Source organism: Paenibacillus phytohabitans (assembly GCF_013141775.1).
Lineage (GTDB): Bacteria > Bacillota > Bacilli > Paenibacillales > Paenibacillaceae > Paenibacillus_AQ > Paenibacillus_AQ phytohabitans.
The window spans coordinates 175,315-197,550 of the sequence record NZ_WHOB01000016.1; the positions used below are offsets into that span (position 1 = coordinate 175,315).

General features: G+C 53.6%; 18 protein-coding genes. 1 reads left to right on the plus strand and 17 read right to left on the minus strand.

Features of this window, described 5'->3' with window-relative positions; all coding sequences use genetic code 11:
- Positions 1–11 precede the first annotated feature (11 nt).
- The 10 genes from GC101_RS02490 to mutS form a co-directional block, all read right to left on the minus strand.
- Positions 12–983 carry an AAA family ATPase gene (locus GC101_RS02490; protein ID WP_171715968.1) on the minus strand — a complete coding sequence of 324 codons (972 nt, stop codon included), beginning with the start codon at positions 981–983 and terminating at the stop codon, positions 12–14.
- 90 nt (positions 984–1,073) lie between these two features.
- Positions 1,074–1,730, minus strand: a complete 657-nt coding sequence (locus GC101_RS02495) for a YdcF family protein (protein ID WP_171715969.1) — start codon at positions 1,728–1,730, stop codon at positions 1,074–1,076.
- A 2-nt stretch (positions 1,731–1,732) separates the two neighbouring features.
- On the minus strand, positions 1,733–2,287 hold the full coding sequence (locus GC101_RS02500; protein ID WP_039299253.1) for a ribonuclease FAU-1 family protein: 555 nt from the start codon (positions 2,285–2,287) through the stop codon (positions 1,733–1,735).
- Between the two features lie 177 nt (positions 2,288–2,464).
- The gene (locus GC101_RS02505) at positions 2,465–5,104 is read right to left on the minus strand and encodes a PBP1A family penicillin-binding protein (RefSeq protein ID WP_171715970.1); all 2,640 of its coding nucleotides are present in this window, start codon (positions 5,102–5,104) and stop codon (positions 2,465–2,467) included.
- Between the two features lie 139 nt (positions 5,105–5,243).
- The gene (hfq, locus tag GC101_RS02510) at positions 5,244–5,483 is read right to left on the minus strand and encodes an RNA chaperone Hfq (protein WP_039299258.1); all 240 of its coding nucleotides are present in this window, start codon (positions 5,481–5,483) and stop codon (positions 5,244–5,246) included.
- 274 nt (positions 5,484–5,757) lie between these two features.
- Positions 5,758–5,910, minus strand: coding sequence for a hypothetical protein (locus tag GC101_RS02515; RefSeq protein ID WP_171715971.1), 153 nt, complete (start codon positions 5,908–5,910; stop codon positions 5,758–5,760).
- A 161-nt stretch (positions 5,911–6,071) separates the two neighbouring features.
- The gene (gene miaA, locus GC101_RS02520) at positions 6,072–7,028 is read right to left on the minus strand and encodes a tRNA (adenosine(37)-N6)-dimethylallyltransferase MiaA (RefSeq protein WP_171715972.1); all 957 of its coding nucleotides are present in this window, start codon (positions 7,026–7,028) and stop codon (positions 6,072–6,074) included.
- Positions 7,012–7,797, minus strand: a complete 786-nt coding sequence (locus GC101_RS02525; RefSeq protein ID WP_171715973.1) for a class I SAM-dependent methyltransferase — start codon at positions 7,795–7,797, stop codon at positions 7,012–7,014. The genes miaA and GC101_RS02525 overlap by 17 nt, the downstream gene beginning before the upstream one ends.
- Before the next feature lie 42 nt (positions 7,798–7,839).
- On the minus strand, positions 7,840–9,972 hold the full coding sequence (gene mutL, locus GC101_RS02530) for a DNA mismatch repair endonuclease MutL (RefSeq protein WP_171715974.1): 2,133 nt from the start codon (positions 9,970–9,972) through the stop codon (positions 7,840–7,842).
- 107 nt (positions 9,973–10,079) lie between these two features.
- Entirely contained in the window at positions 10,080–12,821 is a 2,742-nt protein-coding gene (mutS, locus tag GC101_RS02535; protein ID WP_171715975.1) for a DNA mismatch repair protein MutS, read from the minus strand.
- Between the two features lie 265 nt (positions 12,822–13,086).
- On the opposite strand from mutS, the gene GC101_RS36695 reads away from it, so the two are divergent.
- Entirely contained in the window at positions 13,087–13,884 is a 798-nt protein-coding gene (locus tag GC101_RS36695; RefSeq protein ID WP_171715976.1) for a GNAT family N-acetyltransferase, read from the plus strand.
- 548 nt (positions 13,885–14,432) lie between these two features.
- Here the strand turns inward: GC101_RS36695 and GC101_RS02545 are convergent.
- From GC101_RS02545 to GC101_RS02575, 7 genes are all read right to left on the minus strand, one after another.
- On the minus strand, positions 14,433–15,983 hold the full coding sequence (locus GC101_RS02545) for a putative amidoligase domain-containing protein (RefSeq protein WP_171715977.1): 1,551 nt from the start codon (positions 15,981–15,983) through the stop codon (positions 14,433–14,435).
- A gap of 232 nt (positions 15,984–16,215) precedes the next feature.
- Positions 16,216–16,773 carry an outer spore coat protein CotE gene (locus GC101_RS02550; protein WP_039310097.1) on the minus strand — a complete coding sequence of 186 codons (558 nt, stop codon included), beginning with the start codon at positions 16,771–16,773 and terminating at the stop codon, positions 16,216–16,218.
- Positions 16,774–17,018: 245 nt separating this feature from the next.
- Positions 17,019–18,041, minus strand: coding sequence for an HD-GYP domain-containing protein (locus GC101_RS02555; protein WP_171715978.1), 1,023 nt, complete (start codon positions 18,039–18,041; stop codon positions 17,019–17,021).
- A gap of 215 nt (positions 18,042–18,256) precedes the next feature.
- Positions 18,257–19,246, minus strand: a complete 990-nt coding sequence (locus GC101_RS02560; RefSeq protein WP_076242991.1) for an aromatic acid exporter family protein — start codon at positions 19,244–19,246, stop codon at positions 18,257–18,259.
- Positions 19,247–19,340: 94 nt separating this feature from the next.
- A complete protein-coding gene (locus tag GC101_RS02565) occupies positions 19,341–20,093 on the minus strand; it encodes an ABC transporter permease (RefSeq protein ID WP_373604804.1) in 753 nt (250 codons plus the stop codon).
- A gap of 80 nt (positions 20,094–20,173) precedes the next feature.
- Positions 20,174–20,953: an ABC transporter ATP-binding protein gene (locus GC101_RS02570; RefSeq protein WP_039310093.1), complete on the minus strand. Its 780-nt coding sequence runs from the start codon at positions 20,951–20,953 to the stop codon at positions 20,174–20,176.
- Positions 20,954–21,036: 83 nt separating this feature from the next.
- Positions 21,037–22,044 (minus strand): ABC transporter substrate-binding protein, encoded by a 1,008-nt coding sequence (locus GC101_RS02575; protein ID WP_171715979.1) that lies wholly within the window; start codon positions 22,042–22,044, stop codon positions 21,037–21,039.
- Positions 22,045–22,236 lie beyond the last annotated feature (192 nt).

Sequence of the window (22,236 nt, forward strand, 5' to 3'; positions counted from 1 at the left end):
GCATTCATGTCTTACAATTTGAAATCCTCCGTCCGCAGGGTCATCAGCTCCTGCTTGCCGGGACTTGTGCTTTCATACTGATTCAGCAGCCGTACTGCCTGCGAGCGCACCGCCTTCTCAATACTGTTGCGCACGTACCTTGCGTTACTGAAGGCATGCAGACTTTCTGTTTTTTCAAGCAGTAAAGCCTGCTTAAGTTTGAGTATGGCCTGCGGCATCAGAATATAATCGCGTTCTTTGGCCATTAGCTCGGCAATCTGCAGCAGCTGGTCGGTCGTATAGTCAGGAAATTCCACCTGAATCGGAAACCGTGAGGGCAGACCGGGGTTGCTCATCAGAAAATAGTCGATTTCTCCGGAATAACCGGCCAGAATCAACACAAATTGACTCCGGTGATCCTCCATGGATTTCACCAGTGTGTCGATGGCCTCCTTGCCGAAATCCTTATCTCCCCCGCGGGCCAGACTATAGGCCTCATCGATAAACAGAATGCCGCCCAGCGCCTTTTTCACCAGATCCCGCGTCTTCTGGGCTGTGTGCCCGATGTATTCGCCCACCAGATCGGCCCGTTCCACTTCAATGAGATGGCCTTTGCTGAGCACACCCATCCGCTGGAACAGCTTCGCAACAATCCGCGCTACGGTTGTTTTGCCTGTGCCGGGATTTCCCTTGAAGACCATATGATAGGCCTGGCCCCCGCTGGCGAGTCCGGCTTCACTGCGCATCTGCGCTACCTGCAGCAGGGCATATATCTCAAAAACTAGCTCTTTGATATTATCCAGACCTACTAACGCGTCCAGTTCCCGGCTGAGTTCCTGGAACAGTCCGCTGTGGCTGTGATTTCTGGAGGGGGCCGGTCCGCTGGCACTGTCTGCGGGTGAGCTGGCCACCGGCGCCGGATCCTGATTCCTCAGCACAATATTGATCTGCCGTGACGGTCTTCCTTCATCCCGTCCACTTGCCGCCGCTACATGTCCGTTCACCTTGTTCACCTCATTATACAGGGCTGACTTGCTCTAAACAGTCTATTCCGGTACAGGGGGTGTTATTAGCAGTTTCCGAAATTAGCAGATTTATAAAGATAACTGCTGCATTTTCCATTTGGTATAGGCGAGGATTTCGCGTGTCTTGTACTTGAACATCGACATGACCTCAGACTCCGTAACCCCAAGCTCCGGGTTCGTGAACTTAAGCTCACGTGCAATCTCCAGCGCACGGCGGCCATGGAAATCATGCGTAATGATAACTGCAGAAGACAAGCCCTCCTGCTGCATCACAGCCTTACTGAACAGAAGATTCTCATAGGTGCTGGTAGACTGATTCTCCAGATAGATCACATCCTCCGGAACACCGTGTGCCGCCAGATACCTCTTCATTCCTTCGGCTTCAGTATACTTGTAATCCGGATGATCCAGACCTCCGGAAACCACAAAATGGGTGAATGCTCCTGAACGATAGAGCTCAAGCGCATAATCCAGCCGCTCCTTCAGACCCGGACTGGGTTCATCCCCCCACATCGACATGCCCAGAATTACACCTGCATCCGCTTTCACCATAGGCGCGGTTGTTTCTGCACTGTTAATTCTGCTAAATGCCACAGCGCACCAGATCAGTCCAGCAACGATGAGCAGAATCAGTGCAGCCCACAACAGGCGCTTCATACGGTAGTGGCGCTTCCGGGTGACTCTGCGAATGGGAGATGATCCTCTTTGATAGACATACCATTCCATTATTATTTCCTCCTGAACTCTCCGTGATGAAACAATTCGGCACGGTGCTTCAGTGAAAGGGAGAAATAAGGGAAGGCATGAGCATCGATACTGCGCAGTATCGTATTCGCTGTAGACCAGGCTAAATTATAGTCACTGTCAGTTATATCATCCCGTTCCAGCGCTTCCTCCAGCTCATCCTCATCCAGCAAGAACACTTCACCGTTCCACAGCACCACAACATCCAGGTACAAATCATCAAACCAGGGAACCCCTTGATCTGTTACTCCCTGAACCTTGCAGGTGTCGATATACCATTGTACAATATTCTGCCGTTCGTCAAACATGGCCGTCACAATATAGTGGCTGTCTTTGGGAAAATACTGCAGCCATGAATACCCTTTGTCCGCAATGCGGTATGTATGCCTGCCATAGCTCTTCCACAGCGGCTCCTTCAGCCCGTAAATGGTATACAGTGTAATGTAACCGCTGAATTCCCGGGTTTCCACATAGCGGCAGGCAAAATGGCGGCGCGTAATCCGGCGCCAGTTGGCCCGGTCTCCGAATTTACGTTTCATATGAATAACCCTCTCAGATAATGGTGCCTTCAGCTTAACACATTTCGCGTAGACACTCAAAATATCACTGTGATCCCAGTCACCAGAAAACCCCGGCAGCCGGGAATTCTGCAACATGCAGAGCTCCCCGGGCTGCCGGGGTCAATGTTTCCATGGATTTCATTAAACCGCTGCTATCTACTGCGTAGTATTAACGCCTTCTACAAAACCGGCATTCGGATCGCCGCCCGGATCTGTAGCGGGATCCGTTACAGGTTCGCCAGTAGTCGCGGTTGCTTCCGGAGCCGGCGTAGGCAGCGGTGTGCTTTGCACGGGCGGCGGTGTTATTTCAGGCGGAGGTGTTACTGTTCCGCCGTTATTGCCGCTCCCTCCATTGCCGTTACCGTTACCGTTACCATTTCCGTTACCATTGCCGTTACCATTGCCATTACCGTTCCCGTTGTTGCCGGAGCCGTCATCACCCGGAATACCGCCGTTTCCGGAGTTGCCGCCGTTGCCAGTGTCATCCGTAGGCAGGTTCGGATCGAGTGTCGGTTCAGGTTCCGGCGTTTGCAGTTCATCCTGCACGGATACCGTTACGATATCCGAAGGCTCACTTTCCACATCAAGCTCCGGATAATAAGCTGTTACATAATATTCATAAGACAGTCCCGGCATCGCACTTATATCCCCGACACTGCCAGTGCTCGTGTTAAGGAGCTGAGTAAAATCTGCTTCTGAGGTTTCCCGGCGGTATATGCGGTAGTCCACCCCTGCAGCTTCAACCGGATTCCAGCTCAGGTTGACCGTCATGGTCGAGGCATCATAAGCCGCCTGCAGACCGGTTACAACCGGAGTCGCCTCAGGTGTCGGTGTGGCTTCAACCTCTGCCGAGCCTTTGGGAACCGGGAACGATTTGGCAGGAACGCCTTCCAGCGCTTCCTCCATGACCTTGCCCCAGAATGCTGCCGCGAGCGGACTGCTGTTCTTGAGCAGATGTTTCTTGCTCGGCTTGTCATAGCCCATCCAGACGGCGGCTGTCCATTCCGGTGTATAACCGACGAACCAGACATCGCGGTTAGAGCTGATTCCTTCGTAGCCGCTCTGGGTGGTTCCTGTCTTACCGGCTACCGGACGGTTAATTCTGGCTTTTTTACCCGTGCCATCCTGTACGACCTTCTGCATCATCTCAGTCATCTGATAAGCCGTGTCCTCGCTCATCACCCGTTCTGCGGTGGTATTGGCCTTATAGACCGTCTTGTCATCGCTGTCGGCAATCGACTTAATGGAGTAGGCATCCCGCAGCTCTCCGCCATTGGCAAATGCGCTGTAGGCCTGGGCCATCTCCAGTGTATTGGTCCCTTCACTCATTCCGCCGAGGGCAAGCGACAAGTTCTTGTCTTCATCCTTCAGATTGATGCCAAGCTTCTTGGCGAACTGGAAGCCGGTGTTCACACCGATCTCATTCAGCAGCCATACCGCCGGAATATTCTCTGATTTCGTTAAGGCATCCGCCATGCTGATCGTTGTCGAATAGCCATGCAGATTGTTCGGGCAATATTTGCCGAAGCACTGCTTCTCATTGCTCAGCCTCGAATCATTCGTGAATTTACCGGATTCCAGCGCCGGTGCGTAGGCAACCAGCGGTTTGAACGCTGAACCCGGGGAACGCCGGCTGCCGTCAACGCGGCTGTAGCCTTTTTTCTCATAATTGCGTCCGCCCATCAGCGCCACAATACTGCCGTTCTCCTGGTTGATGATCGTCATCGAACCCTGTACCAGCTCATCGTCCACGCTTTTCTCGAAATTATCACTGTCGGCAAAAGCATCCTCAATGGTCTCCTGGGCATGCTTATCCATCGTTGTATAGATTTTGTAACCGCCAATATTCAGATCATCTTCCGTTAGACCGAATTTATCCTCAGCCTCGTCGATAGCATAATCAATGAATGCCTGGTAACGCTGCTTGCTGCTCTCAGGAGGCGTATAGTTATAGTCAACAGCCTTAGCCTCATCCATCTGTTCCTTTGTGATCGCCTTCTGATCATACATAAGCTGGAGCACAACCGCGCGGCGTTCCTTGGACAGCTCCGGATTACGCAGCGGATTATAGCGGGAAGGCCCCTTCGGCATGGCAGCCAGTGTAGCGATTTGCCACAGCTCCAGCTCGTTCAAATTACTCTCACCGAAATAACGGATAGAGGCGGCCTTGATGCCGTAAATGGTTCCCCCGAAAGGTATCCGGTTCAAATACATCGTGATGATTTCTTCTTTGGTATGCTTATTCTCCAGCGCAACAGCAATCGAAACCTCTGTCGCTTTGCGGAAGAAGGTTTTATCCCGGGTCAGGAAGATATTCTTCGCGAGCTGCTGGGTGATGGTGCTTCCGCCTTCAACCATGCTGCGTGCCGCAATATCCTTCACCGCCGCCCGTCCGATGGACCAGAAATCCACACCTTTGTGATCGAAGAACCTTTTATCCTCGGTAGCTACAAAAGCGGTGATCAGCAGCTTGGGAAGATCCTCGTATTCCACCGGATCACTTTTCTCCAGGGCGAGCTCTCCGATCAGATTCGCATTCCGGTCAAAAATCTGCGTCGGCGGATTCACCGTCAATTTACCCTGGTTCTCCTCCAGCAGCTTCTGCCCGTTCAGCATAATGAACAAATAGCCGCCCAGCGCACAAAAAATCGCCAGTGCCGTTGCAAAAAACAAACTCCATAATACACGTTTCTTAGTTAGAAATTTCTTCTTTTTCTTTGGTTTCCCTTTGGAATTCGGCGTACTGCTACCTCTGTTTCTATTGCCGCCATTCCTGGTTAGTTGGTCTCTGGACATGTTGCCTCCTGACTCCCTTAGCGGAAAAATCATGAATTATGGTCACGAATGAAAAGAACAACCTTCACAGGTTGCTCTCTCGCACTCTCTATTCAAACGATTGATAAACAAAAAGGTTTCGCTTCAAGGCTGTAAAATCTTAAATCTCGTTATTATTGTCCTGCATCAGCGATACGCTGCGCTGTGGTGTAAACGTGGAAATCGCATGCTTGTACACCATCTGCTGGCGCCCGTCGCTGTCGATGACAATCGTAAAGTTGTCGAAGGCTTTGATAATTCCCCGGATTTGGAAACCGTTAGTCAAATATACTGTAGCAGGGATATTCTCTTTGCGCAGCTGGTTCAAGAACGTATCTTGGATGTTAATGGACTTGTTCATATGACGTACCCCCAATGGTTCAATTAGATTGTTCGTAAGTATATTCAACACCTTAGAGAAACTTTCCTGCTATTATACCATGTATTCTGCAAGCACAGCAATGTAATAAAACAGGCTGAGATATGGTATGTAAAACGTTAACACATGGATGAAATCAGCTCATTTATAAAACCCTTTGAAAGTTAATAAAAGATAAACCCTGATTTTTCAGTTGTTTTTTCTCCCAATCCCCTTTAGTTGAAATGGTTATATTTATGGTTCCCTCCACTACATATTAAATCTTCGGAGCCCTTCCGGTCAATCTCCATAGCTCCAGCATCGGCTGCGGCCCCGCTTCAACAGGTATATCCGGCACAACAATATCCTCTAATTCAGCAGTGGCGCGTGGAGCTTCCGCATAGTCACTCTGCGCAGCTGCTCTGTTCACTCTTTTAACATTTGGGTCCCCCGGTTATCAGTAGATTAGGCAAAAAGAGGCAAGAATCGGGATGTAAAAAGATGCTTCCGGTAAAGCGCGAATACGCTTTGGAAGCATCCTACAATGTTCGTGCAGCAACGAATGGATTCAATGGAGTATAACCTCAAAGGTCATATTGAATTTGCAAAGGTTTGCGCAATTTTATGCTGAATTATTGCGAAAATCTCATTATAGTCCGGACTCTCCTCCACATCGATCCATTGAATTTCTTTCATGTGGCGAAACCAGGATAACTGTCTTTTGGCAAAACGGCGGGTATCGCGCTTCAGCAGGATCACAGCTTCCTCAAGCGTTGACTCTCCCTCCAGATAGGCGGCGATCTCTTTGTAGCCCAGTCCCTGCATAGATACAAGGCTTCTGCTGTAGCCGCGCTCAAGCAGTCCCTGAACTTCAGCGACAAGTCCTTCCGCCAGCATCTGATCAATCCGTTCTTCAATACGTTTATATAGTTTTTTACGGTCCATAGTCAGCCCTATGAGGCACAACTCATAAGGGGACTCCTTCTTTTGCCCTGAAAGAGAGTCGGACAGCGGAATGTTAGTCTGATGATAGATTTCCAGCGCGCGGATAATTCTTCTCCGGTCATTGGGATGCAGCCGCTCCGCACTGGCCGGATCTACCGCCGCCAGCCGGGCATGTAGCGCTTCCGCCCCATGCTCTTCAGCGTAAGCATCCTGCTCGCTGCGGAAGGCCTCATCCGCCACCGCCTCAGAGAAGCGGAATCCGTAGCACAGGGACTCAATATACAGTCCCGTCCCGCCAACAATAAAAGGCAGCCTGCCCCTGCTGCTGATCTCTTCGATCAGCCGGGTGCCCTGCTCCTGAAATTCTGCGGTGGAATAGGCATCAAGCGGATCATGAATATCAATCAGATGATGGGGAATCCCCTTCATCTCAGCTTCGGTGATCTTCGCCGTGCCGATATCCATACCACGGTAGACCTGCATGGAATCCCCGGATATGATCTCGGCGCCGAAGGCTCCGGCCAGCTCCAGACTCAGCCTGGTCTTCCCTACGGCGGTCGGACCGAGCAGCACGAGTACCTTGCGTTTAGTCTCTGTTGTCAATGGTGATCACCCCGTACGATGTTTTGGCGCTTGCTCTCAGCAGCTCCGTGAAGCCCAGGCGGGCAAACTCCCCGCTCAGCGCCTTCTCTTTCAGCACAACGGTCTTGCGTGCAACTCTGACCGCCTCAGCCACGCTCTCCGCCGACAACGCGGCGGGATTAGCGAACTTACGCAGCGGTGAGATCGCCGCTGAATCCGTCAGCGGTACCCGGAACATGGGGTCGAAATATACAATATCGACACTGTTGTCCGGCTGAGCCTTCAAATACTCCAGATGGTCACCCCGCTGGACATTAATGCGGCGCAAGGCTTCATTCACCTTAATCTGGCCTGAAACATATTGGCTCATCCCTTCCAGCAGCAGCGCGTACAGCGGCAGGGAGCTCTCCAGCGCCGTAACCCGGGAATGCTCACCTCCGGTGACGGCAAACAGCAGCGAGTCTCCCCCGAGACCCGCCGTACAATCCAGCACACTGTCGCCGGGCAGCATGCCCGCTGCATCAATCAGGGGGTCTGATTCGCCTCTAATGATCCGTTTCGCACGGACAAACCCCATGCTGGGATGGAATTCCATAGGCGGCATCTCCGGCGTAATCAGCCGGACCGCCTCCTGCAGAACAACCAGAATCTGCTCGTCCCCATATTGATCCACAAGCTTCGCCATGGATAACTTGGCACGGGGCGCATAGAGACAGCCGGTGCGCTCAGCCAGAGTCCTGGCCCGGTCTACAATTTCCGGTATCGGGTTAAAGCCCGTGGTTATAATCATGTTGCCTCCGATCTTGCACTCTTCAAATGTACAGTACTGCCACTACATCACGCGCTTAAACAGCTTCTCCAGATCATAGGAAGAAAAGGAGACGACTATCGGCCGTCCATGCGGGCAGGTATAAGGCTGGCGGCAGGCTGCAAGCCGGGAGAGCAGCGATTCCACTTCCAGCTCCGTGAGCTTCTGGTTAGCCTTGATCGAGGCTTTGCAGGAGCAGAGAATAGAGGATTTCTCGCGCAGCTTGGCGAGGTCAATAGACCGTTCGCTCAGCACCCACTCCGCCATCTCCTCGATGACCGCCTTCTCGTCACCTTCCGGGAACCAGTACGGCAAGGAACGGACCAGGAAAGTCTGTCCGCCGAAATGCTCAAGAAATACTCCCGCCTGCTGGAACCAGTGCAGCCGTTCGCTGAGCTGTCTGCTCTCCGAAGGCGTGAATTCCAGTGTGATCGGCAGCAGCAGCTCCTGCGATGCGTCTTCCGGCTTGCCGAATTTCTCATAGTAAAATTCATAATTCACCCGTTCATGCGCAGCGTGCTGGTCGATCAGATACAGCCCGCTGTCATTCTGGGCGATAATATACGTTCCGTGATGCTGGCCGATATAATTCAGCTCGGGAAATTGCGGGAGTCCTGTGTCTTCGCTTCCGGCAGGAGCAACCGCAGGGGCGTATAACTCCTCTGCGGTTGGCATTTGTCCCCGTTCAGCCGCAGCTGCCTGCGGGCGGTAGCTGTCGCGCGGACGGGATGACGGCTGTGCTGGGGTCCCGTTCCCGTACGGTGCAGGCGGCATGGAACCGCCGCCGTATGCTGCAGCCGTCTCCCTGGTCTGAGACTGCGGCGGCAGAGAATTGCCGCCGCTTGGATAGCGCTGCGGAGCCCCGGCAGCGGCCCCACCGCCGAACAGCGGAGCACTGCTGCCGGTTAGCGGAGCTGCGCCGCCGGGGAACTGAGCAGCACTGTTCCCTCCCGGGCGCGGCTGGCTGCTGCCTCCCTGCAGAGCATCAGCATCAGCAGGCAGTCCTTGGCCGGGACCGCGGCCAGCGGAAGCATCCGCAGGGTTAGCTGGCTCAGCACCTTGCTGCGGAGCTCCCGGAACCGCCCCTTTGGAAAAGGCAAACTGCTCCTGAATGAAGGAGCTGCTATTCTTTCCCCCGATAAGTTCCTTGGTTGGACGTGGTATCAGACTCTGTCCCATGAGCAGGCTGCGGATCTGCTGCTCCACGAATGCATACAGCTCGGTCTCCTTGCTGAAACGGACCTCCAGCTTAGCCGGATGCACGTTGACATCGACCAGTGACGGATGCATGTCGAGCTGCAGCACCAGCAGCGGATAACGGTTAATCGGCAGCAGCGTATGATACGCACGCATGATCGCGGCATTCAGTCCGTTGCTGCGGATATAGCGTCCGCCGACAATCGTCGTTATGGCATTACGGTTCGAACGCGTCCATTCCGGACGGCTGATATAACCGGAGATCTTATAATCCGGGTCCTCAGCCGCGACCGGCAGCATCGCCTTGGCGGCGGAGGTGCCGTATACGGCGGCAATAACCTGTAACAGATCGCCGTTGCCCAGCGTATGCAGCAGCTGATTGCTGTTATGCTGCAAGGTGAATGAGATATCCGGATGTGCCAGCGCCATGCGGTACATCGCATCCGAAATATGGCCTAGCTCCGTCTGGATGCTCTTCATATACTTCAGCCGTGCCGGGGTATTATAGAACAATTCCCGTACGGCGAGATCACTTCCCCGGCCGGAAGGCGCATCCTCACTCAGGATCAGCTTCCCGCCCTCAATCTCCAGCAGCCGTCCCTTCCCGTCATCACCGCTGGCAGTCAGCAGGGTTAGCTTCGATACCGCCGCGATACTCGGCAGTGCTTCCCCCCGGAACCCGAGGCTGGTGATCAGGAACAGATCACGGCCGTTGGCGATTTTGCTCGTTGCATGGCGGTAAAAGGCCGTCTCGCAATCCTCCGGCTCTATGCCGGAGCCATTATCCTTGACGCGGATGCTCTGCAGTCCGCCCTCTTCCACAGAGACTTCGATACGTGTGCTTCCCGCATCAATCGCGTTCTCTACAAGCTCTTTCACAACAGATGCAGGACGCTCCACTACCTCTCCGGCAGCAATCTGGTTGGCAATATGCTCGTCCAGCACATGAATCTTGGCCATATTCGTTCACCCCGCAATTTATAAATAATGTAGCTGCAAACTCATATTGATGTCTGAATAAGCCCGGCAAAATCTTAATTAGCCCACTCGCTTATATACTCTCAGGCTTATAGCTCCCTGGCCTTCATCTTCAGTTCATTAAGCAGACCCATCGCCTGCAGCGGCGTCATATTCATCAGATCCGCACCCTGTACAGCTGAGATCAGCTCTTTCAGAAGCGGATTTTCTTTGGCTGCCGGTGCTGCGACCCCGCCTTTGCGGTTCTTGCGCGGCTCGTCCTCACCAAAGATTGAGAGCTGTACAACCTCATTCTCCTCTTCCTCCGTAGGGGAAGCAAGCGAAACAGCTGCTTCCTGATGAGCCGCAGCCATGGAAGCCACAGCCCGGTTCTCCTGAATCACAGATCCGGGACGGTCATTATAGCCTGTACCGTAGTTCAGCGGCACGCTGCCCGGTGGAGATGCCTGTTCGATGCTCTGAAGCAGGCCGTACGCGCGGTCGATGATGCCTTCCGGCAGTCCGGCCAGTCTCGCACAGTAAATTCCGTAGCTGCTGTCCGCCGCTCCCGGCACAAGCTTGCGCAGGAAGTTGACCTTGTCCCCGCTCTCCTGCACCGCCATGGAATAGTTACGGAGTCCGCTCAGACTCTGCTCCAGATGAGCCAGCTCATGGAAATGCGTCGATACCAGTGCTTTGCAGGCGATAGTATCATGCACGTATTCAATCACCGCCTGGGCGATCGCCATACCTTCACTGGTCGAGGTCCCCCGGCCCAGCTCGTCAATGATGATCAGGCTGCGGGCCGTAGCCTTTTCGGTCATGACCTGAATATCGGCCATCTCCACCATGAAGGTGCTCTGGCCGCCGATCAGGTCATCCGCTGCTCCGATCCGCGTGAAGATACGGTCAATCAGCGGAACCTCGGCACTGGATGCCGGCACGAAGCAGCCGATCTGGGCCATTATGCAGATGAGTGCAACCTGGCGCATATACGTGCTTTTACCTGCCATATTCGGTCCGGTAATCAGCAGGATATTGCCCTCATCCTTGCTGAGTGTGCTGCCGTTCGCAATAAACGCGGAATCCTTCAGCACTGCCTCAACCACCGGATGTCGCCCGCCTTCGAGCCGCAGGTCATAGCTGTCGGACAGCTTCGGCTTCACAAAACGGTGCTCGGCGCTAACCGCCGCGAGACATTGATACACATCAATCTCGGCCACCTTCTCGGCAAGCGCCTGCAGCCGGGGAACCTGGGCGCTAATCCGCTCGCGCAGCTCGGTGAAAAGGCTGTACTCCAGGTCTGTCATTTTGTCCTGGGCCTCCAGGATCAGTGCTTCCTTCTCCTTCAGCTCCGGGGTAACATAACGCTCGGCATTGGCCAGCGTCTGTTTCCGTTCATATCTGCCTTCCGGAAGTGCAGACAGATTGGAGCGGGTAATTTCAATATAATAGCCGAAGATTTTGTTATAGCCGATCTTCAGGGATTTGATGCCCGTCGCCTGGCGTTCCTTCGCTTCCAGCTCGGCAATCCAGCGTTTGCCGCTGCTGCTGGCTTCACGCAGCTCGTCCAGCCGCTCATGATATCCGCCGCGGATAATTCCTCCGTCACGGACAGACACTGGAGCATCCTCAACAATGGCACGTTCGATATCCTCCCGGAGCTCTGCGCACTCATCCATGGACGTGCCTATCTCCCGCAGGGTGGCCGAACCGGATGTCAGGCACATCTCCTTCAGCGCCGGAATCTGCGCCAGCGACAGCTTCAGCGCGTTCATATCCCGACCATTAGCGCTGCCGAAGGCAATCCGTCCGACGAGCCGCTCCAGATCATAGATTTCTTTCAGTGCTCCGCGCAAATCCTCACGCACGATAAACTGGTTATACAAATAGTCGACGGCTTCGAGGCGGCGTTCAATCGGCGCACGCTGCAGAAGCGGCTTGTCGATCCGCCGGCGTAGCAGACGCCCGCCCATCGAGGTTTCGGTGCGGTCGAGGAGCCAGAGCAGCGAGCCTTTTTTGGAGCGCTCCCTTACGGTTTCGGTCAGCTCCAGATTGCGCCGGGTGAACGGATCAAGAATCATATAATTCCCGGGCTCATAAGGCGAAATCTGGGTGAGCTGCCCAAGTGACCGGCGCTGGGTCTCGCTGAAATAGGAGATCAGCAGCGCCAGACAGCGGCCGCGCTCCTTCTCCAGCCGTACCCATGCCGCTTCGCCGAACTGGCGGCGGGCCAGTCCTTCCTCCTGCTTGTCCCACGGGGTATAAACTACTGGCTTAGCCAGCAGGGAAGCTTCACTGCGCAGCAGCTCCAGGAGAGCCGCGTCCCCGATAATCTCTGCCGGCTCATAAATGCCGATCTCATCCCGCAGCCATTCGGTGCTGGAGAGTACAGAGGTGACATACAGCTCACCTGTTGTTAAATCGCAGGCAGCCAGTGCCGTCATGCCATCTTCCTCAGTCACACAGACGAGGTAATTGTTGCTTTTGTCCGTTATAATTTTGCCGTCCATCACGGTGCCCGGTGTAACTACGCGGACGATATCGCGGCGGACCATCCCTTTGGTCACCGCAGGATCATCGAGCTGCTCGCAGATAGCGACCTTGTAGCCTTTCTCGATCAGGCGCTGTATGTACCCCTCGGCAGCATGATGCGGCACTCCGCACATTGGAATCTTTTCGCCGACCCCGCCATCACGGCCTGTTAGTGTAATCTCAAGCTCCTTCGAGGCAAGCAAGGCATCCTCAAAGAACATTTCATAGAAATCGCCCAGACGAAAGAAAAGGAAAGCGTCTTTTGCCCCTTCCTTCACTTTTAAATACTGCTGAATCATCGGCGTATAGTTTGCCATCGTCTACCTCCATGCCTACTTCATACTGTTCTCTATTATAGCAGAAACTTCCCTCTCAAAGTTACCCGCAGCCTCTTCCGGTCTCCTGCTAAAACCTGGTGTGCAGATTTTCCGGCGGCTGGCAGCAGCTTTTCTCGCTGTAATACAGCGTTTTTCCTTTGGCGTTAAGCCAATTGGAACGAATTTATATTTTCAAGCCATAATATTCTATAATATGATCTATGAAAACGATTGTACATTCTATCTTATGTAAGGAGGAAAAATCGTGATAAGAAAACTGAATGAAGCTGACCGCATTCCGCTGATGGCGCTGTTGCACAAAGACCCTGCACTCAATTTGTTTATCATCGGGGATGTGGAGAATTTCGGGTTTGAACAGGATTTCATGGAGCTGTGGGGCGAGATGGATGAACCGGAGGGCCGGTTCAAAGCGGTGATGCTGCGGTTCTATGGAAGTTTTTTGCCCTATGCAGAGGGTCCTTTTGACGTGGAAGGATTCGCGGAGCTGGTAAGAAAGAGCGGGAAAGCCGAAATGCTCTCAGGTTCATCACAGGTAATTGAGAAATTCCGCCAGGTGCTGGACTGTAAATCCGAGAAGCAGATGTTCTTCGCCGAGCTTAAGGAAATGAATGAACAAATTCGTGCTGCGGCTGCTGCCCCGGGCGGTTTCTGGAGTGCGACAATCCATGATGTGGAGGCGGTATGTTCCCTTACGGATCTGATCGAAGAATTCTCAGGCAGTTCGGCAGACTCGCGTCAAACGCTGCACAAAGCACTGGAGAGCAAGACCGGACGCACCTATTTCGCGGAAAAAGAGGGTAAAGTTGTTGCAACGGCTTCCACTGCGGCAGAAAACTCCATGTCGGCGATGATCATTGCTGTAGCGACCCATCCGGAATACAGGGGACAAGGGTTAGCCATGCAGGTGGTCGCCCGTCTAAGCGCCGATGTACTGGAAGAAGGCAAGTCACTGTGTCTTTTCTATAACAATCCGCAAGCGGGATTAATCTACAACAAGCTCGGGTTCACTGACATCGGGACATGGTCCATGCTATACATATAGAAAACCGGAGCCCAGGCCTTGGGAATACGCGGGGCTGCTGATTTAGAAGGAACAATAAGGATAATGGATGTAGTAGAGGTTGTAAAAACCGCGATCCGCTAACTTGCTATATAATCCTGCACATAATACAACATTCTCCTAATCCTACCGGCCCAAACCCAATAATGTTGTATAAAATGCAGGATTTCTCCTTTTCCAAGCGGATTAGCGGGATTATTCTTGTATTTTATACAACAATCTTCACAAACACCCGGCTGCCCATGAATCAAAGTTGTAGAACGTACAACATTTATGTCTACATCGCTTACTGAGTTGTCTCCATTCTGCCGGTAAAGAATTGTTTGTGAAGAATGGATGTTTTGCTCTAGCCCACAACGATTGCAATTTCCCGGATTCTCTCCCGAATCGTTGCTTGAATTATATTTTGTCTGCTTTGGGATTCTTGTTCGGGCTCTATTTGTTAATTTGTTCAACTACACAAATCACCCCGCACCGGGAGGCGAGGGGGAATCGTGAACGGCGGCTGCCTGCTGTTATATAGGCAGGCACTATTGAAAAGTATCTTCCGGCCTGGCCGGGCGCGTCCCGGAGACTGACGGTGCGCTGCCGCACCACAAGCCGCGGATATCACGCGACTCGTCCCAGGTCTGCTGCGCGGCTAAAGAGCGCAGCAGAGGATCTATGTAGCTGGCGGCAGCTGCGTAGCCGCCCAGCGCGCGAAGCTGCGCCTCCAGGGGAGGCCAGGCTTCGCGGAGCGGTTGCTTGTCGCCGCTGTAGAAGGCGGCATGCAGCTTCTCCCGGTCGAGCGGGCGCAGCGGCAGCTCTTCATAATGGCTCACGATCAGGTGAGCCAGGCAGACCGCGCCTTTGGCGATGACCGGGGATACCAGGAAGCTCGGCAGCGTCCGGTATTCGAAGCCGCCATGCGGCTGCCGCCGGAAATCGCCGAGCACGCCATAGCGGGGACGCCGGGCCGCAGCCCGGATGTCCTCGAGCAGCAGCATGGGCAGCGCGAGATAGTTGTCGAGCGCGCGCAGCAGCGGCGCGCACAGCGTCACGCCGCTGAAGTGCAGGTGGCCGCCGAGGGCCCAGCCCCGCAGCGGCATGCCTCCCGCCCGCCAGCGGAGCGAGCGGTCGGCGATGAGCCGGTCCGCCTCGCGCGCGGCGGACATCAGCTGCGCCAGCAGCGCGCGCGGTTCCCCGCGCGGCGCAGGGCGCAGCTCAGCCACCGGGAACACGCCTCGCGTTCCCGGGGGTCCGGCGTCGCAGCCCGCGACGCCGTCCATGGGCAGGTACCGCGACGCCGGCACGACGCGGCCCGTGGATTCCCGGAGCAGCAGGAACTCCGGGTCCATACCCATAAGCAGCCCGGCACGGTCTGGCTGCTCAAGGGCAAGGGAACGGGCCAGCTCCCGCGAGGCTGCCCGGTACGGCTCAGGCAGCGGCTTACCGGGTACCGGCATCAACGGAGTGATGCCCGTCACCACATAACGCCGCCCGCCCATGGCCCGCAGCTCCACCTCGCCGCTGTCCAGCCCCAGGCTGTACAGCGCCCGGACCGCTGTCACGCGGACAGCACCTGCCACCCCCCGCATCTCACTTCCGCCACCCGCTCCGCCATAACTGTTCCCGCTATCACTTCCGGCACCCGTGCTCTCATAGCTGTTCTCATCATGACCCGCAATTTCCACTCCGCCATAACTGTTCCCGCTATTACTTCCGGCACCCGTTCCCTCATAGCTGTTCTCGTCATGCCCCGAAATTCCCGCTCCTCTATTGCGGTCCCCACTATTACTTCTGGCACCCGCTCCACCATAACCACCCTCTCCTCTCACCGGCCCCAAAAAAGCAGCATTCATAGCCGCCCCTGCACCCAGAGGCTGGCACTCCAGCACAGCCAGATTGAAAATAACCACCCGGTAGTGCTGCCTGTAACTTGCGGGGTCTTGTCCATGGGAATATGTATGACTCTCTCTTGCATCCTTCCGCCGTGCTGGTCTGCCGATAGCCCCGGGGTCCGCTTCAATCCCGCAGCGCCGGAGTCTGCGCATAATCTGCTCCGGTGCCAGCTGAAGGAATAAGTTAAGCCCTTCGTTCATCCTTATGCCACCGCCCATCCGAAATTCTTCATGCCGCGCGTACAGCTGCATCATCCCTAATAACCGGATAGCCCGCCCTTCTGCAGTACGCAGATGAGGCTTTTGATGCTGAAATCTAACCCCAAAATATTTTAAAAAAAAGAGGGCATTCGCCCTCTACGCCGCTGCCCTCTCATCATATAATGGATCATAACCCAACACAGTAACAGAAAGGCAGCGGCGTATTCCTTCCTTACAGCTCATCATCCAGGGCGTCAGGGTCCAGATCATCGTAATCAAAACTCTCGCCGTCAAAATCATAGTCCTTGTCTTCCAGATCATCACTCTGATCGCTGACATACACGCGGACCTTGGTCTCAGCCACCAGCTCCGCCTCGAACTCCCGTTCCACCCGGAGCGTCACACTGCCGCCGCCCGGCGATACCCCGGCTTCCACACAATTGGGTTCCTGCGTTGCCTCCGCAGAGACCTGTGCCGTGGAAGCACGGTGTCTCGGGTCCAGATACGACAATGGAATAAGCTCCACATAGGAGACCGTTTCCTTGGCAACCTCGGTCTGCTTGTTTTTGTCGTACGAGTACCAGATGTTCACATCATAAGTACCGATTACTTCGATTCCGTTCCCGGCGGCAACCGCTTCGTACTGGTGGTTGATAATCCAAGCCCCCAGAATACTAGTCGGATGATGTGGCGGAGTCACGGTATGGGTTGCGGTAGAGAACTTACGACCTTTGCCGCAAATTGCCTTCGTAATGATCTCCCTTGTTTGACGTTTATGGCTTAATGACATCTTTGAACCTCCTCCATACAATCATTCACTATCAAGTGTATGCACGTTCTGGGCATTTGTTGATTGTTAGAGTAGAAATAAATTTGGGTAAGCCCTCGTGAGAGTCTAATTAAGCCTCCTGCTTCATTTTATTGCTGAAATTAGCCAGTTATGAGTCCCGCTTCCGAAAAAAACAAAAGGCAGCCCTTCCCCAAAATATGGGAACCGCTACCTTTTGTTTCGTTTTACGATATTGCACCCGGTGCTTATTGCGGAATTACACGCACAATGCCCAATTGCCTGTGACGGCTCAGATCAATGAAATCGTCATCGATATTCACCAGGGGACGCAGCGGATCATGGGCCAGAATCATGATGATTTTGCCGATCCGTCCGTCTGTGAGCAGTACCTCATTGCCGATCATCGATTGCATCAGCTTATTGATGAACACACTGCAGATATAAGGGTCCAGCTTGCCGTAGACATTATCGTCCATCTGCCTGAGCACCTCATACAAAGGGGCGGCCGTGCGGTAGAAGCGGTCTGAGGTCATCGCATGAAAAATATCCGCCACCGCGACAATTTTGCTGAAATCGGTAATCCGGTGCCCCAGTACCCCGAAGGGGTAGCCGCTGCCGTCCATCCGTTCATGATGCTGCAGCGCAACAAGCGCCTGCATGTGAGTGGTGCCCACGGTATCCCGGATCATTTCATATCCAAGGGTGGTATGCTTCTTCATCAGCGCATATTCTTCCTCACTCAGCGGACCGGGTTTGGTGAGAATTTCAGCCGGAATCATAATTTTGCCGATATCATGAAGAGTCGCTGCGATGGTCAGCATGCTTAGCTCGTCCGGCTTCAGCTTCAGCCATTTGCCAAGCAGCGTGGAGATAATACCAACCGCAACATTATGCCTGTATGTATAATCATCCTTGGACTGCAGTGCAGCCAATATTCCGTAGAAATCGTTCTTCTCACTTACCTGCTGGATAAAAGGAATGACTTCATTTCTGAGCTCTATCATCGGCAGCCTTTTGGTCTTGGTATAGCGGAGCTGGTCAAAAATGCTCTCCATCGCTGCTGTGCAGTCATCCACGGCCAGCTGATAGAATGCCGCGTTGTCCACCTGAAGGACATCATGCGGCTCCAGGAGGATCTTGTGCTGGGAGATCAGCCGGATATGTTCCCCGCTTAATAAGGTCATCGCCGGCAGAACAAACACACCGCTATGATTAAAAAGGTTGGCTGCAAGCTGTTTGCCGATATATTGTTCATTGCTGTTGTTCATGTTCCTCACCTGCCAGTGCAGCCGTCCACCGGAGTGAACCGCTGCTGTAATTGGAAGCTTCGCGGCCTCATCTACAATCTTATCCTGAAATGTGTTTCTCTGTCCCGAACAGAAAATGAACATAACTATAGAGATAAGCTCACTTTAAGTGCTTATATATCTTATCGTTAATTCACACCGTAATGTTAATACCTGAGACATATTTACCTTCCTGCTCAAGCATTTCCCTTTGCGGGCAGCTTGTCCTTCACCGGTCTCGGATCGACCGGACTTTTATAGCGTTTGGCAATTTTGAGATAGAGCGCAAGCTCCCGGCATAACTGCAGAATAGCGGAGCGGATCTCGAATACCTCACGGGAATCCGGGAGCTCCATCTGCTGAAACTCCTGCTGCAGATCATCCAGCAGCTTCTCGGTCCGGCCGGTATATTCCTCGGCCAGCACATCGCCGCTAAGCTGATCGAACAGCTCCGCAACCATATCACCATGCGGCAGCTGGCGGTATACCTGAGAGAGAAGCTGCATCATATTCTGGATTGACTCCAGCTGCTCCTTGCGCATGTAGAAGTACACATTCCAGGCTTCATCCGGATGGATCACATGATTCTCCATCTCCCTTGAAGCCGCGGTCAGACCCTTCTGCACCGCTTCACCGGCTCCGATCAGTTCCTTTCCGTCCCATACATAAGCGGGATCACGCAGGGTTCTGGCAATCTGCCGGAAGATAACCGAGAAATAGCCGTCCACCTCTTTGCGGATACCGGCAATCATGTCTCCGGTCTGCGGCATATAGATGAAGTTGACGAGTCCGGCCGAACCCAGGCCGATAATCAGCAGCTCAATCTGCTGCAGCAGGATGTGAACGGTAATGTCAGCTTGTCCAAAAACACGGAACACAATAACGGAGCTGGTGACAATCCCCTCTTTGAAGCCGGATTTGACGATAAGCGGGAAGCCGAACAGTACATACAGTCCAAGAACCCAATAATGAAAGCCCAGGGTGAAAAAGAGAATACAGCCCAAAAAGAGTCCCACCAGCGAGGCGAAGAAGCGTGCCGTGATCGTGCGGAGACTCCTTTTGCGCGTTGTTTCCACCCCGAGAATGGCCAGCAGTCCCGCGCTTTGCGCATTGGGAATACCTGCGGCGGCTGCCAGCAGAATGGACAGCAGAGTTGCAGCCGCCGTTTTGATAATACGAAATCCCATGTTAATACCTCTCCTACAAAGTTCAGCTTCAATATTCAGGTAAAGATATAGTCATGGTACAAGATTTTGCCGGGAGACACAATATTACATTATTCTACCTCCGCGACAATAACAGCTTCTCCACATATACAACCAGCTGATACATGGCTGTAGCCACCGCGGCGATAATAAGCAGACTGGACATGACGAGCGTGAAATTGAACACCTGAAAGCCATAGATAATCAGATAACCCAGCCCCGATTTGGCCACCAGAAATTCCCCTACAATGACTCCGACCCATGACATCCCGACATTCACCTTCAGCGTGGAGACCACCGTAGGGAAGGACGCCGGAAGAATCACCTTGTTGAATTCCTGTACTCTGGAAGCGCCGAATGAACGGACAACCTTAACCAGATTCGGGTCCACACTGCAAAAGCTGTTGTACACCACCAGAGTGGTAATAATCACCGTAATGGATAACGTGGTGACCACAATCGCGGTGAACCCGGCGCCGAACATAACAATGAAGATCGGACCCAGCGCCACCTTCGGCATACTGTTGAATACGACCATATAAGGATCAAGTACGGCAGACAGAAAAGGCGACCACCAGATGATCACAGCCAGCAGCGTCCCAAGCAGGGTTCCGAGAATAAACCCGACTACTGTCTCTCCTACAGTCATCCCCAGATGCGGCCAAAGACTGCCGCTGACCATGTCATCCCAAATTTGCCGGAACACTTTCGTCGGGTAGCTGAAGAGCAGTTCATCAATCCAGCCCAGCCTGGCCCCCGCTTCCCAGAGCACAAAGAACAGGATCAGGATACTGCTTCTTACGATCAGAACCTGAGTCTTGCGGCGCAGCTTCTTCTTCCTGTAGTCCGCATGCTTTTGTTCCAGCCAAAGTGCACGGGAGGCCGCCACTTCTGCGGGCAATTCCGTCTTCACACGCCTTCCCTCCCTGCCAGCTCCATTTCCTTCCACACTTCATGAAAAAGCTCCGCGAATCCGGGCAAGTCCCGCGCATACAGCGGCGGGGTACTGCGGATGGCTTCCGGAACCTGAAAAATCCTGCGGATCCTTCCCGGATTCCGCTGGAGCAGAATGACCCGGCTGCTGACAGCGATTGCCTCAGACAGGTCGTGGGTAACCAGAATAGCCGTTGTTCCCCGGCGCATCAGCGTCTCCGAGACCAGATCCTCCAGCTGCAGCTTAATCTGGTAATCCAGCGCGGAGAACGGTTCATCCAGCAGCAGCAGGCCGGGATCTGTCGCCAGCGTCCGCACCAGAGCGACTCGCTGGCGCATTCCGCCCGAGAGCTGAGCCGGAAAGGCAAGCTCCTTGCCCGCAAGCCCCATATCGGCCAGCAGCTGCAGGGTTTTGCTGCGCGACTCTTCATCCAGCCTTCCGGTCAGCTCCAGGCCAAGCAGTGCATTATCCTGAATGCTCCTCCAGGGAAACAGATAATCCTGCTGCAGCATATAGCCTACTTCAGGAGACGGCCCAGCCGCAGAGCGTCCGCTGAGCAGAACTTCGCCCCGCGAGGGCCGCAGCAGCCCGGCAATGATCGACAGCAGCGTCGTCTTGCCGCAGCCGCTGGGCCCGACGAGGCTGACGAACTCACCCTGGCCCACGCTGAGATTGAAATCCTCGATCGCAAGCGAAGCCTCGCGGTCTCCCAGATAGGCGTGCGTGATTTCCTTCAACTCCACTACTGGAAGCATATCAGCCCTCCTAAAAGTTTTGCGTAAAAATCACATCTTCGATTCTTCTCTGCAGCAAAACTCGCTTCGTAAGCATCCACATCTTACTTAATGCTGCTCTCCGCTTTTTCGGCAAAAGTATTATCCACAATCTTGCCCGAAGGGACACGTTCCTTCAGCTCACCGGCGTTGTTGATCACGTCAAGCAGATTGTTCCATTCCTTATCATCAATTACCGGGTTTACCGCATAGGTGTCCTGATCCTTATAGCGGCTGATGGCGGAGACGACAATATTACGGTCCGTTTTATCAAAATAAGGCATAACCGCATCAGCGATTTCTTCCGCGCTATGATCCTTCACCCACAATTGTGCACGCTGGATGGCATTGGTGAATTTCTGCACCGTGTCTTTGTTTTTGCTGATGTAGCTCTCCTTGGACATGAACACGGTATAAGGGAGATAACCGCTCTCTACGCCAAATGAAGCGACAACCTGGCCCCTTCCTTCACTCTCGAAGATCGATGCCTGCGGTTCAAACAGCTGCACATAATCCCCTGTCCCGGAAGCAAAGGCGCCGGCAATATTGGCAAAATCAATATTCTGAATCAGCGTCAGATCACTGGCGGTATCAATCCCCTTGTTCAGGAGGGTAAATGCGCCGGCCATTTGCGGCATGCCGCCTTGCCTTTGACCCAGGAAAGTGGACCCTTTAACTTTGTCCCATGTGAAAGCACTATCCGGTGTACGTGCAAATAAGAATGTTCCATCCCGCTGCGTGAGCTGGGCAAAATTGATCACAGGGTCATCCGCCCCCTGCTGATACACATAAATCGAAGTTTCCGAACCGACCAGCGCTACATCTATAGCACCGGAGAGCAGCGCCGTCATCGTTTTATCCCCGCCCGGTATGGTCTGCAGCTCGACATCCAGCCCTTCATCCTTGAAGAAATTCTGGGACAACGCCACATACTCCGGCGCGTAGAACACGGATCGGGTAACCTCACCGATCTTCACCTTCACTACAGCCGAATCACCGCCACACCCGGCGAGTACTGCGAAACACGTGACAATCATCAGGAGCGACAATGACAGTTTTTTCTTGAGATTCATCTTCATTCTCCTTTCTTCCCGGGTCTTTCGCCCTTGCTCTATGCATATGCGGTTGCCCGCCGAAAGGTTAAAGACCTGTATTGCTATCGTTTGCACAAAAAAATCTGCGTTCTAAAAAGCGATTTGTATATATTTTCGGCCGATTTTCCGGATAGGGATTAATCGAATGCTCATAACAGGTAATAAAACAGA

Bases quoted from the DNA above. Each gene is read 5' to 3' on its own strand.
- GC101_RS02575 (WP_171715979.1), bottom strand. From the start codon at position 22,044: ATGAATCTCAAGAAAAAACTGTCATTGTCGCTCCTGATGATTGTCACG.
- GC101_RS02505 (WP_171715970.1), bottom strand. From the start codon at position 5,104: ATGTCCAGAGACCAACTAACCAGGAATGGCGGCAATAGAAACAGAGGT.
- GC101_RS02560 (WP_076242991.1), bottom strand. From the start codon at position 19,246: ATGGGATTTCGTATTATCAAAACGGCGGCTGCAACTCTGCTGTCCATT.
- GC101_RS02525 (WP_171715973.1), bottom strand. From the start codon at position 7,797: ATGATTATAACCACGGGCTTTAACCCGATACCGGAAATTGTAGACCGG.
- GC101_RS02570 (WP_039310093.1), bottom strand. From the start codon at position 20,953: ATGCTTCCAGTAGTGGAGTTGAAGGAAATCACGCACGCCTATCTGGGA.
- GC101_RS02545 (WP_171715977.1), bottom strand. From the start codon at position 15,983: ATGAACGAAGGGCTTAACTTATTCCTTCAGCTGGCACCGGAGCAGATT.
- GC101_RS02500 (WP_039299253.1), bottom strand. From the start codon at position 2,287: ATGAAACGTAAATTCGGAGACCGGGCCAACTGGCGCCGGATTACGCGC.
- mutL (WP_171715974.1), bottom strand. From the start codon at position 9,972: ATGGCCAAGATTCATGTGCTGGACGAGCATATTGCCAACCAGATTGCT.
- hfq (WP_039299258.1), bottom strand. From the start codon at position 5,483: ATGAACAAGTCCATTAACATCCAAGATACGTTCTTGAACCAGCTGCGC.
- GC101_RS02555 (WP_171715978.1), bottom strand. From the start codon at position 18,041: ATGAACAACAGCAATGAACAATATATCGGCAAACAGCTTGCAGCCAAC.
- GC101_RS02495 (WP_171715969.1), bottom strand. From the start codon at position 1,730: ATGGAATGGTATGTCTATCAAAGAGGATCATCTCCCATTCGCAGAGTC.
- GC101_RS02550 (WP_039310097.1), bottom strand. From the start codon at position 16,773: ATGTCATTAAGCCATAAACGTCAAACAAGGGAGATCATTACGAAGGCA.
- mutS (WP_171715975.1), bottom strand. From the start codon at position 12,821: ATGGCAAACTATACGCCGATGATTCAGCAGTATTTAAAAGTGAAGGAA.